Here is a 12,462-nt window from a genome sequence, read left to right on the forward strand (position 1 = left end):
CACTCCTTTATTTTTTTTAATTACTATTAACGAACTCTTAATAGTAGTTTTTCAAACATTCCAAAAGCAAATAAGAATAATCCAACAATTGCCGGAAATAAAAAAATTCAATAAGTAGCAAAGAAATCTACTACTAATGGCATTTGCCCACTGATAATGTCGCTTCAGATTTTTCCAAAAAGTCCTACCATACTATTTCACAAATTACTAATGGCTTGTTTTCCGGTAATTGCTACTGGTGCATCAGCTAAGAAAGTTGTAAACATATAATCACCCCCTTTCTTTTCAAAATATTTATCCTATATTTATTAACAAAAATAAGATTTAACTTTATAAAATAAAATCAACATAAATAAGATAATAACTGTTGTTAGTAATCAAAAAGCGATGTTGGTTGTTAAAAGTCAAAGCGGTTCTTCAGTTAAATTAATTTCTTTACCACCAGTAATATGAGCTGGAATAGTTGTAATTTGGATAAACAAATCTCAGAAAGTTTGTTTAATTTGTTCTCAATTTAAATCTTTTCAAACAACTAGAAACATTGAAATAAACACTTAATCGGAAGAAAGAGAATACCAATGAAACTGGCAAATAACACAATGATTACAAGAATTGAGAACAAAAATACTACTTGGGGCGGTAAATCGGCAGTTGGATAAAGTAAATCAATTAACTTAATAATTATATCTTTTAACATTTATTTTATCCTTTCGTTTGAGTTTCTTGATTTTGTTTGTCATTTTTTTCAGTTAAATAAGATAATTTAACAATGAAGCGTTTTTTTTTTACTAAAATCCCCTTTAATTTCTTTTGCTTGTTTACCATACTTTTTAACATCGTTCATTCAACGCCACAAACCCCAAGCAACAGCAAAAGCGAGTAACAAGGTTAATAAGATAAAACATATTAGACTAAATATTGCCATTATTTTTCAATTTCCTTTCTATTTAAAGTTTCATTTTTCAAGGCTCTTTTTTCCTTAATTTTCTTAACAATAAGTCAAACTAATTTTTCAACTTGAAAAGCAATAAATATCGCACTACCAAATCAATAAACAAACAATCCAAGCAACATAATTGCGGTATTTAAACCAAAAAACTTATACATATCTTTTTCAATAAAATCAATTTTTAATTCTTATTTTTAATTGCATTCTTTCTTTCATTTTTTAACTCCTAATGTTTCATTTTCCTGAAATGTAAAATTAAAAAGGACACTTATATAAAAAACAAATTGTGTTAATTCTATAATTAAGAAAAGAAAGGAATTAGCACAATGTATAAGTATCTGACTATTGAATCAATAATAGCAATAAAAGAATATAAAAGTTATGGATTTTCTATTCGTAAAATAGCAAAAGCAATTGATTATAGTAAATCAACTGTACACAGAGTTTGTAAATTATTAAATCAAAACTTATTACCATTAGAAATATTGAATCAAGTTCAAAAAAATAAACAAAATGCAGGTAGAAAATTAATAATTTTAACTTTAACAGAAATTAATACTATCAATCATTTGTTAATTACTAAAAATTATGCTCTTGATATAATTGCTGATTTTTTAAAGAAAAATAAAATAAAAAATATTTCAACAAAAACTTTATATAACATGTTTAAAACAAATCGAATGGGTTTTGATGAAAAAAATTTATTGAGAAAAGGCAAAAATAAACCTCATAAACAAAAAGAAACTAGGGGCAGAATTAATAATTGTAAATCTATTCATGAAAGAAATTTAATCATTCCAAATATTAAAAATATACAAGAATTTGGCCATTTAGAGGGAGATACTATCGTTGGTAAAGATCATAAAAGTTCTATTATTACTTTAGCTGATATATGATCAAAAACCACAATTCCTTTGAAAACTAAAAATCATAAAGCAGAAAGTATTACACAAAGTATAATAAAATTTATTTCAAAATTAATACCAGGAACAATTAAAACTATTACTTTTGATCGTGATAAAGAATTTAGTAAATGAAAATTAATTGAAAAAAATTGTAATGTTAAAATTTATTTTGCAGATGCCGGAAAACCTTGTCAAAGAGGTTTAAATGAGAACAATAATGGTATTTTAAGAAGATATTTACCAAAATCTACTGATTTATCTTCATATAAACAAAAAGACTTAAATTCTATAGCATTTCAAATTAATTCTACACCCAGAAAATCATTATCTTATAAAAGACCAATAGATTTAATACAATTATTTTAAAAAACTGTCCCATTTATATTTACAATTCAGGAGAGTTGATTTCTAAATCTTAAACTTTCTAACGAAGTATAATTTTCACTTTCAAAGTCTACATAATTAATATTTTTAAATTCATAGATTGCTCCGCACATTTTAGTTTTAAATTTATTAACTTTTGATTTTAAGTACTTTACAAATTCAGAATTTACGGTTCTATTAACAATATTATTCAAAGTATCGGTAAATATTTGTTTTCTAGTAATGGGGTTTTGACAGTTATAAGAGAATTGATAAGCCTTGATATTTAAATCATACTGATTTAATGATTTTTCATTCAGGACATTTTTAGTTATATATTTGGAGCAATATTTTACAACCATTTCATTAGTATTCTCACGAACTCTAATATTTTTATTAATTCCGTAAGGTCAAAATTGTAAAATAATTTTATGGGGTATTTTTTCGGTGATTAAAATATGAAAATGAATAACGCCTCTTTTCTGATATTCATATGTATACAAATACTTAATATTTTTATTTTTAACTTTAAATCAATATTTTAATTTTTTAAAAAATTTATTTAAATCGCGCTTACATTTTCTAATGTCAAATTCATTAACATCAGCATAAGTAAGAGTTAAGAATGTAAGTTTTTTACAGTCTCAAAAATTATGATATGCCTTCCGAATAACATTAGATTTTGCACGAATATTACTATTAAGCAGTTTTGTATCACAATTACCTTTATTTTTTAAACCGCTAACATTGCGGTTATTTGCTTTGATGCGTTCTAAAGGCATAACAATATTACGAATATATTGACCGTAATAAATGGTTTTCATATAAAAATCAGTCGGATTTTGAGCTTGTAAATTCATATTTTATACTCCTGTTTTAGATTTTCGCCAGTTGTGTTATTTAATCAAGTAATAGTCGGCTTCGCCGACTAACCCGCTAGCGGGCGGGGCATACGCCTTCCGCACCGCTTCGCAGACCAAGATGTTTATCAATTAACTGGACAAGTTTTTTTGATTTTTTGATAATTCAATTTTTTGCAAGTTAACTATTTTGGGGTTTTTTTCAAAAGTTAATTCGCAACTAAAAAATGATTTAACATTTTCTTTTAACAGTTTATAAATTTCTTGTTGTTCTAGATTGTTATCATCAATTCATAAAGCCTTTTGTTCGCCGGTAGGCTCAAATAAGTCATTTTCATAACGCAAAAATTCGGCAGAATATCCTGACATCGTAGAGCCATCTTTATTTTTAAATATTTTTCTTTTTATACTAACTAATTTAACTTTAAACATTATTTTTTAAATTCCTTTTATTTTTCTTTTAATTTTAATTTTTTTTAATACAAAGCGAATTAAACAGTTTACTATTTGTGTTATGGTTACTCATACTAATGAATAACCTATAATCATTAACCTACCAATTGCTCCAAAATTTTTAATAAATTGTTGCAAATTTTCAATATCTGTATGTAATAATATGGATTGGCAACCCTTTTTAGGACACTTTTTATGTAGACTGGTATTTTCTAAATTCAACGGGAGTTAAATAATTTAAACTGCCATGAATTCGAATATTGTTATATCAATTAACAAAATCAAATAGTTCGCATTTTAGTTGTGTTAAGTTTGCAAATTTTTTACCGTTAATAAATTCGGTTTTAAAGGTTTTGTAAGTTGCTTCAGCAACAGCATTATCATATGGGCATCCTTTGGAGCTTAATGATCTTTTAATTTTAAAGGTTATTAAAATTTCATCAATAATTTTATTTTTAAACTCATTACCACGATCAGTATGAAATAAAGTTATTTTATTTAATGGTCGTGTTATCTTGTGAAAAGCTTGTTGAACTAATTCAGCAGTTTTATTTGGTCCAGCACTATAGCCAATTACTTCGCGATTAAACAAGTCAATTAATAAACAAATATAATGTCATTTAGTGCCAACTTGAACATATGTTAAATCACTAACAACAACTTCATTTGGTTTTTTGTCATTAAATTGACGATTTAAAACATTATTAATTTCGTCATTATTAACTATTTTTTTATGATTACAATATTTTAACTTGGTGTATTTAGAAACCAAATTATTTTTGATCATAATGAATCGGATTTTTCGTCGTGATAAAATGATATTTTTTCTTATTAAAACAGCTTTAATTTTACGAGCACCATAAATCTTGCGACTTTTATTAAATGCACTGATAACTTCTTGTTCATAATTATTAACATCAAACTTGGTGCATTTATTAGTTTGATAATAATATGTTGATTTTAGTAAACCTAAAATCTTACATATTTTCCTCACTGAATATTTATTTTTGTTGTTATTAATTATTGTTATTTTTTCCCGATTATCAGTGCTGCTTGCTTTAAAATGTCATTTTCCATTCGTAATTGTTGGTTTTCTTTTCGCAAGTAAATTAATTCATTTTCTTCGACAGTGCGATTATCTTTTGCTTTAAATGACCCAGAATTATTATAATTTTTAATTCAACTATAAATAGTTGGTTTTGGTAAATTATATTCTTTCCCTAAATTAATAACACTTTTGTCATTTTTGTATAGCATTACAATTTGTTTTTTAAATTCTTCAGAGTATGAGGTTTTATTTCCCATTTTTATATTCCTTCTTTCTTAATAATTTTGAAGTCTATATAATTATGGTCCAACTTATTGTAGCCTATCCATATTATTACTGAAATAATTACTAGCCTTTCTTAAATTTATTTTAATATCTTTATTTAATTCATTTTTAGCAATATTACGAATGGTTTTGATTAATTCTTGATGATTTCCATCCTTATATAATTTAATTCAACTATTTAGTGTTACTTTGCGATTTTTAAAAATAATATTAAACGCAGTTTGTTTTAATTTTTTAATAGCGTGATAACCATCTAAAATATATCTAACATTACCAAAACTATTGGCAATTTCTCTAATTCAAGTATCCCCATCACCACAAACAATTATTCTGTCATAATTAATATTCACATAATATTTTTGTAATTCTCTAATTAATAAATCACGATAATCCATCGTATTTATTCTTTTACCAACTTTTAACATTAGAAAATGACCCCGTTTATTTTCTAACGCTCTACGAGCATTTTTGTAATTTTTTTCTTTATGTCCGGTATGAAAAGTAACTAAACGAATTCTTTGGTCTTGTTTAACTTTATGATATGATGTCGCTAAAAATGTTTCATCTAGCTGAATATATAAATCCTTATTTTTGACATCAATGCTAGTTTTAGTTTCTTTTTCTGCTAGTTGAAAATATTCGGCAATATCATATTTATTTAAAATATTCGAAATACTAGCTTTTGAAATATAACAATGATTTAGAGCGTCTAAAACATCGCGATATCGTTTACCATCACTCAAAAGACTCAAAACTTTAAATTGGACATCAAAATAAATGCGTTGTTTAGGTAATAGACCAATTTCTTTATCCAACAAACATACATATTCAAATTTACCTGATTTTTGATTTCAATATTTATATCGGCGTCGTTTAAAAGTAACATCACCAAAAATTGTAATAATTGTTCTTGGCGCAAAATGAACTACTTTATAACCTTGTTTTAAGCGATAATGATATTTATATAAATATTCATCTAGTTTTTCGTATTCATTAGCTATGGATAGGCTACAATAAGTTGGACCATAATTATATAGACTTCAAAATTATTAAGAAAGAAGGAATATAAAAATGGGAAATAAAACCTCATACTCTGAAGAATTTAAAAAACAAATTGTAATGCTATACAAAAATGACAAAAGTGTTATTAATTTAGGGAAAGAATATAATTTACCAAAACCAACTATTTATAGTTGAATTAAAAATTATAATAATTCTGGGTCATTTAAAGCAAAAGATAATCGCACTGTCGAAGAAAATGAATTAATTTACTTGCGAAAAGAAAACCAACAATTACGAATGGAAAATGACATTTTAAAGCAAGCAGCACTGATAATCGGGAAAAAATAACAATAATTAATAACAACAAAAATAAATATTCAGTGAGGAAAATATGTAAGATTTTAGGTTTACTAAAATCAACATATTATTATCAAACTAATAAATGCACCAAGTTTGATGTTAATAATTATGAACAAGAAGTTATCAGTGCATTTAATAAAAGTCGTAAGATTTATGGTGCTCGTAAAATTAAAGCTGTTTTAATAAGAAAAAATATCATTTTATCACGACGAAAAATCCGATTCATTATGATCAAAAATAATTTGGTTTCTAAATACACCAAGTTAAAATATTGTAATCATAAAAAAACAGTTAATAATGACGAAATTAATAATGTTTTAAATCGTCAATTTAATGACAAAAAACCAAATGAAGTTGTTGTTAGTGATTTAACATATGTTCAAGTTGGCACTAAATGACATTATATTTGTTTATTAATTGACTTGTTTAATCGCGAAGTAATTGGCTATAGTGCTGGACCAAATAAAACTGCTGAATTAGTTCAACAAGCTTTTCACAAGACAACACGACCATTAAATAAAATAACTTTATTTCATACTGATCGTGGTAATGAGTTTAAAAATAAAATTATTGATGAAATTTTAATAACCTTTAAAATTAAAAGATCATTAAGCTCCAAAGGATGCCCATATGATAATGCTGTTGCTGAAGCAACTTACAAAACCTTTAAAACCGAATTTATTAACGGTAAAAAATTTGCAAACTTAACACAACTAAAATGCGAACTATTTGATTTTGTTAATTGATATAACAATATTCGAATTCATGGCAGTTTAAATTATTTAACTCCCGTTGAATTTAGAAAATACCAGTCTACATAAAAAGTGTCCTAAAAAGGGTTGCCAATCCACTAATTGTTCGCATTTGTTAGTATACATATTTTTATGCGTTGTAAATAAGTTTAATCAATGCTTGTTTTCTATGGTTTTTAAATTATTTTTAATTTCTAACATAAAAAATCGCCTTTCTTGGTATTAATTTTAATAAAGTTTAGTTAGCTTATTTTTCTGTTTTAATGATAATTTTTTCTAGAATTAGTATTCAATGTTCTGAAAAAATGATATAAATTATTATTTAATGATATATAATTAAATTCCAAGGCAAAGAGACTGTAGATTAACTTTTGGAGAAAGGAAAAGGTGTTATAAATTTTATTAATTAGCAAAAATTCACGAAAGGGATTTGATTAATATGAAAAAATTACTCGCTATGTTAACAACAATTACAAGCTTATCGAGCATAACACCAATAATTTTGGCGAATGCCTCAGCAGAAGTGCCGCAAAATAAAATAGTAAATAACGAAATTAATTCTTTGCAAACAAATAATTTAGAAAATTTAATTAGAAATAAAAAAAATATTAATAATCAAGAAATTGAATATAATGTTAAAAAAATATTTGAAATTACTAACGCTACATATAGTTATAATTTTAAATTTGATAAAAAAAATAATCTTTATGTTAGCACAAGTCATGGAGTTTTTGTTTTAAAACAAGGTGAAAATCAATTAGTTCAAATAAATGGTATTCATAAAGAATTAAACATGAATTCACATTTAATTGAAATTGATAATGATGATAATGTTTATTTTGGAACAAATAAAGGAATTTATATATTAAAACATAATGAAATATTAAAAAATATACCAACTGCAACTAAAATTAATGATATAGAAAATATAGTAAGAACAATAGTAATTGATGAACAAAATAATGTATATATTGGAACCCATATGGAAGGAACATATTTTTTAAAATATGGTACAACACATATAAGTAAAATTAACATTAATAATGATGTTACATGAGCAATTAATTTTGATAATAATCAAAATGTTTATATTGGAACAAGTAGCGGTGTATATGTTGTAAAATTAAATGAATTAAAATTTAAACAAAAAGATAGACAAATACTAAAAAAAATAATTAATCATAGAACAAATAATATTGTTGTTGATAGTAAAAAAAATATTTATTTTAATACAAATGACGGTTTTTTTGTTTTAAAACAAGGTGAAAATACAGTAACTGAAATTAAATTAAATTTATCAAAATATGATTTTTTTAGTTGCATTTATGTTGATGGAAATGATAATGTTTATTTTGAAACAAATAAAGGAATTTATATATTAAAAAGTAGTGAATTAAAAAAACAAAATCCAAATACAATCAAAATAAATTGGGTGTGAAATTCAGATTTTAATATTAAAGTTAATTGTTTCATTTTTAATGAAAATAATGTTTATTTTGGAACAAGTGATGGTCTTTTTGTTTTAAAACAAGGTGAAACAACTGTAATCAAAATAAATGCGACAAATAATATTGATAATCTAAAAAGTGATAATAATGGAAACATATATTTTTCTAACAATTATACTGCTTACGTTTTAAAACAAGGTGAAACAATATTTCATGAAATTTATGGAATAGATATTTTTGAAAGACAAATTGATGGTGATACAAAAGTAAATAACCATATTAATTCTATTAATATTAATTCAAATAATGATATTTATTTTAGTACTATTTTAGGTTTCTTATATATTTTAGAAAATACACAAGAAACTAAATTAAATAAAGAAAATGAAATTTTTGAAAAATGATATAAAGTTTTACAACATGATGAATTAAAAATTGAATTTAATTTTAATACTGTTAATAACATTATTGTTCTTTTTGAAAACAATAAGAAACAAGAATTTATAAAAGAATTAAAAACAATAATTAATAATATACCAAAATCAGATCATTCTGGTGTTGGAGGATCAATAACAGAAGAAGATATAAATATAGTTGTTAATCTTATTTGACAACATTTTTCAGATTTTCATGAAACCTATAGAAATATGGCAAAAAATCAAAAACTTATTATAAAAACAAATACAATTGGTTATTTCGATAATGAAAATGTAAATAACAGCATTTACATAAATTAAATATGAAAAAGATATTAAGTATTTTGGTAGCAATTACTTTAATAGAAACAAGTACAACAAGTTTAGTTGCTTGTAGTACACCACAATATAGCGAAGATGAATTAACAAAACTAAAAGAAGAAAACAAAATAATGATGTTACAGAAACAATTATGGAATGATAAAATAAAGACGTTAAGGGTTTTATAAAAATAATGTATTTATTTAATTTGACTTGTTTGTAATATATTGTTGATTATTTTGTGAAAGGTTTTGTTAGGAAAATGCGTAACAAAATAAAAAAATAAAAACATCATTGATGGAATGCCCCTATAAAGTAGACGCAAAAATAAAAACATTTGTGTAAACTATAAATGAGGTGCATTTTATTATGAAAAAAATTCATAGAAGTAAAGAATTAATTATTAAAATTGTTAATGAACATCTAAAAGAAGGATGTAGTTATAATTATTTAGCTGAAAAATATAATATTTCCTGAAATGTAAAATTAAAAAGGACACTTATATAAAAAACAAATTGTGTTAATTCTATAATTAAGAAAAGAAAGGAATTAGCACAATGTATAAGTATCTGACTATTGAATCAATAATAGCAATAAAAGAATATAAAAGTTATGGATTTTCTATTCGTAAAATAGCAAAAGCAATTGATTATAGTAAATCAACTGTACACAGAGTGGATTGGCAACCCTTTTTAGGACACTTTTTATGTAGACTGGTATTTTCTAAATTCAACGGGAGTTAAATAATTTAAACTGCCATGAATTCGAATATTGTTATATCAATTAACAAAATCAAATAGTTCGTATTTTAGTTGTGTTAAGTTTGCAAATTTTTTATCGTTAATAAATTCGGTTTTAAAGGTTTTGTAAGTTGCTTCAGCAACAGCATTATCATATGGGCATCCTTTGGAGCTTAATGATCTTTTAATTTTAAAGGTTATTAAAATTTCATCAATAATTTTATTTTTAAACTCATTACCACGATCAGTATGAAATAAAGTTATTTTATTTAATGGTCGTGTTATCTTGTGAAAAGCTTGTTGAACTAATTCAGCAGTTTTATTTGGTCCAGCACTATAGCCAATTACTTCGCGATTAAACAAGTCAATTAATAAACAAATATAATGTCATTTAGTGCCAACTTGAACATATGTTAAATCACTAACAACAACTTCATTTGGTTTTTTGTCATTAAATTGACGATTTAAAACATTATTAATTTCGTCATTATTAACTGTTTTTTTATGATTACAATATTTTAACTTGGTGTATTTAGAAACCAAATTATTTTTGATCATAATGAATCGGATTTTTCGTCGTGATAAAATGATATTTTTTCTTATTAAAACAGCTTTAATTTTACGAGCACCATAAATCTTACGACTTTTATTAAATGCACTGATAACTTCTTGTTCATAATTATTAACATCAAACTTGGTGCATTTATTAGTTTGATAATAATATGTTGATTTTAGTAAACCTAAAATCTTACATATTTTCCTCACTGAATATTTATTTTTGTTGTTATTAATTATTGTTATTTTTTCCCGATTATCAGTGCTGCTTGCTTTAAAATGTCATTTTCCATTCGTAATTGTTGGTTTTCTTTTCGCAAGTAAATTAATTCATTTTCTTCGACAGTGCGATTATCTTTTGCTTTAAATGACCCAGAATTATTATAATTTTTAATTCAACTATAAATAGTTGGTTTTGGTAAATTATATTCTTTCCCTAAATTAATAACACTTTTGTCATTTTTGTATAGCATTACAATTTGTTTTTTAAATTCTTCAGAGTATGAGGTTTTATTTCCCATTTTTATATTCCTTCTTTCTTAATAATTTTGAAGTCTATATAATTATAATTATGGTCCAACTTATTGTATGGATTGGCAACCCTTTTTAGGACACTTTTTATGTAGACTGGTATTTTCTAAATTCAACGGGAGTTAAATAATTTAAACTGCCATGAATTCGAATATTGTTATATCAATTAACAAAATCAAATAGTTCGCATTTTAGTTGTGTTAAGTTTGCAAATTTTTTACCGTTAATAAATTCGGTTTTAAAGGTTTTGTAAGTTGCTTCAGCAACAGCATTATCATATGGGCATCCTTTGGAGCTTAATGATCTTTTAATTTTAAAGGTTATTAAAATTTCATCAATAATTTTATTTTTAAACTCATTACCACGATCAGTATGAAATAAAGTTATTTTATTTAATGGTCGTGTTATCTTGTGAAAAGCTTGTTGAACTAATTCAGCAGTTTTATTTGGCCCAGCACTATAGCCAATTACTTCGCGATTAAACAAGTCAATTAATAAACAAATATAATGTCATTTAGTGCCAACTTGAACATATGTTAAATCACTAACAACAACTTCATTTGGTTTTTTGTCATTAAATTGACGATTTAAAACATTATTAATTTCGTCATTATTAACTGTTTTTTTATGATTACAATATTTTAACTTGGTGTATTTAGAAACCAAATTATTTTTGATCATAATGAATCGGATTTTTCGTCGTGATAAAATGATATTTTTTCTTATTAAAACAGCTTTAATTTTACGAGCACCATAAATCTTGCGACTTTTATTAAATGCACTGATAACTTCTTGTTCATAATTATTAACATCAAACTTGGTGCATTTATTAGTTTGATAATAATATGTTGATTTTAGTAAACCTAAAATCTTACATATTTTCCTCACTGAATATTTATTTTTGTTGTTATTAATTATTGTTATTTTTTCCCGATTATCAGTGCTGCTTGCTTTAAAATGTCATTTTCCATCCGTAATTGTTGGTTTTCTTTTCGCAAGTAAATTAATTCATTTTCTTCGACAGTGCGATTATCTTTTGCTTTAAATGACCCAGAATTATTATAATTTTTAATTCAACTATAAATAGTTGGTTTTGGTAAATTATATTCTTTCCCTAAATTAATAACACTTTTGTCATTTTTGTATAGCATTACAATTTGTTTTTTAAATTCTTCAGAGTATGAGGTTTTATTTCCCATTTTTATATTCCTTCTTTCTTAATAATTTTGAAGTCTATATAATTATGGTCCAACTTATTGTAGCCTATCCATTTATTTACAGTTTTCATCGCAAGAATTACAGATTCCAACTGTATTTTTATTACCAACGATATAACTTTCGTTGTCGCATTCAATACAAAATATTACTGCCAAAAGAATATACCCCCAAATAATTTATAAAAACCAAATGTGCAAAACATCTGTGGTTTCTACAAAAAATTAGCAATCTACTATTGACACTGCCAAAATAATAT

General features: G+C 24.5%; 15 protein-coding genes and 1 pseudogene. 6 read left to right on the forward strand and 10 right to left on the reverse strand.

Features of this window, described 5'->3' with window-relative positions; translation table 4 throughout:
- Window positions 1-26 precede the first annotated feature (26 nt).
- From AACK97_RS02125 to AACK97_RS02140, 4 genes are all read right to left on the reverse strand, one after another.
- On the reverse strand, window positions 27-266 hold the full coding sequence (locus tag AACK97_RS02125) for a hypothetical protein (RefSeq protein ID WP_338968435.1): 240 nt from the start codon (window positions 264-266) through the stop codon (window positions 27-29).
- Between the two features lie 42 nt (window positions 267-308).
- On the reverse strand, window positions 309-542 hold the full coding sequence (locus tag AACK97_RS02130; RefSeq protein ID WP_338966808.1) for a hypothetical protein: 234 nt from the start codon (window positions 540-542) through the stop codon (window positions 309-311).
- 221 nt (window positions 543-763) lie between these two features.
- Window positions 764-925, reverse strand: coding sequence for a hypothetical protein (locus AACK97_RS02135; RefSeq protein WP_338968437.1), 162 nt, complete (start codon window positions 923-925; stop codon window positions 764-766).
- A complete protein-coding gene (locus AACK97_RS02140) occupies window positions 925-1,107 on the reverse strand; it encodes a hypothetical protein (RefSeq protein ID WP_338968439.1) in 183 nt (60 codons plus the stop codon). Before AACK97_RS02140 ends, AACK97_RS02135 begins: the two co-directional genes overlap by 1 nt.
- Window positions 1,108-1,275: 168 nt before the next feature.
- On the opposite strand from AACK97_RS02140, the gene AACK97_RS02145 reads away from it, so the two are divergent.
- Window positions 1,276-2,220, forward strand: a complete 945-nt coding sequence (locus AACK97_RS02145) for an IS30 family transposase (protein ID WP_338968441.1) — start codon at window positions 1,276-1,278, stop codon at window positions 2,218-2,220.
- On the opposite strand, the gene AACK97_RS02150 is transcribed toward AACK97_RS02145, so the two are convergent.
- The 4 genes from AACK97_RS02150 to AACK97_RS02165 all read right to left on the reverse strand — a co-directional run bounded on the left by AACK97_RS02150 (window position 2,217) and on the right by AACK97_RS02165 (window position 5,864).
- On the reverse strand, window positions 2,217-3,077 hold the full coding sequence (locus AACK97_RS02150; protein ID WP_338968443.1) for a rolling circle replication-associated protein: 861 nt from the start codon (window positions 3,075-3,077) through the stop codon (window positions 2,217-2,219). The genes AACK97_RS02145 and AACK97_RS02150 overlap by 4 nt on opposite strands.
- Before the next feature lie 132 nt (window positions 3,078-3,209).
- Window positions 3,210-3,509, reverse strand: a complete 300-nt coding sequence (locus AACK97_RS02155) for a hypothetical protein (RefSeq protein ID WP_338968362.1) — start codon at window positions 3,507-3,509, stop codon at window positions 3,210-3,212.
- A gap of 214 nt (window positions 3,510-3,723) precedes the next feature.
- Window positions 3,724-4,835 (reverse strand): IS3 family transposase gene (locus AACK97_RS02160; RefSeq protein ID WP_338967083.1). Its coding sequence is split into 2 segments (ribosomal slippage): window positions 3,724-4,592 and window positions 4,592-4,835, totalling 1,113 coding nucleotides; the frame shifts between segments, so codons are not numbered across the junction.
- Between the two features lie 54 nt (window positions 4,836-4,889).
- Window positions 4,890-5,864, reverse strand: a complete 975-nt coding sequence (locus AACK97_RS02165; RefSeq protein WP_338968943.1) for an Mbov_0401 family ICE element transposase-like protein — start codon at window positions 5,862-5,864, stop codon at window positions 4,890-4,892.
- Window positions 5,865-5,934: 70 nt separating this feature from the next.
- Here AACK97_RS02165 and AACK97_RS02170 point away from each other — a divergent pair.
- From AACK97_RS02170 to AACK97_RS07605, 5 genes and pseudogenes are all read left to right on the forward strand, one after another.
- Window positions 5,935-7,046, forward strand: a protein-coding gene (locus AACK97_RS02170) for an IS3 family transposase (protein ID WP_338967837.1) whose coding sequence is annotated in 2 segments (ribosomal slippage) — window positions 5,935-6,178 and window positions 6,178-7,046 — 1,113 coding nt in all. Because the reading frame shifts where the segments join, the coding sequence is not laid out codon by codon here.
- A 388-nt stretch (window positions 7,047-7,434) separates the two neighbouring features.
- Window positions 7,435-9,162, forward strand: coding sequence for a hypothetical protein (locus AACK97_RS02175; protein ID WP_338968444.1), 1,728 nt, complete (start codon window positions 7,435-7,437; stop codon window positions 9,160-9,162).
- A gap of 2 nt (window positions 9,163-9,164) precedes the next feature.
- Entirely contained in the window at window positions 9,165-9,350 is a 186-nt protein-coding gene (locus AACK97_RS02180) for a lipoprotein (protein ID WP_338968445.1), read from the forward strand.
- A gap of 181 nt (window positions 9,351-9,531) precedes the next feature.
- Window positions 9,532-9,669: a hypothetical protein gene (locus AACK97_RS02185; protein WP_338968446.1), complete on the forward strand. Its 138-nt coding sequence runs from the start codon at window positions 9,532-9,534 to the stop codon at window positions 9,667-9,669.
- 50 nt (window positions 9,670-9,719) lie between these two features.
- Window positions 9,720-9,839: pseudogene (locus AACK97_RS07605) on the forward strand (helix-turn-helix domain-containing protein); the annotation flags it as partial.
- 27 nt (window positions 9,840-9,866) lie between these two features.
- On the opposite strand, the gene AACK97_RS02195 reads toward AACK97_RS07605, so the two are convergent.
- A protein-coding gene (locus AACK97_RS02195) for an IS3 family transposase (RefSeq protein WP_338968447.1) occupies window positions 9,867-10,978 on the reverse strand; the annotation gives its coding sequence in 2 pieces (ribosomal slippage) (window positions 9,867-10,735 and window positions 10,735-10,978; 1,113 coding nt in all).
- 97 nt (window positions 10,979-11,075) lie between these two features.
- A protein-coding gene (locus tag AACK97_RS02200) for an IS3 family transposase (RefSeq protein WP_338966745.1) occupies window positions 11,076-12,187 on the reverse strand; the annotation gives its coding sequence in 2 pieces (ribosomal slippage) (window positions 11,076-11,944 and window positions 11,944-12,187; 1,113 coding nt in all).
- Between the last annotated feature and the right edge of the window lie 275 nt (window positions 12,188-12,462).

Source organism: Spiroplasma endosymbiont of Lonchoptera lutea, assembly GCF_964019715.1.
Taxonomy (GTDB): domain Bacteria; phylum Bacillota_I; class Bacilli_A; order Mycoplasmatales; family Nriv7; genus Nriv7.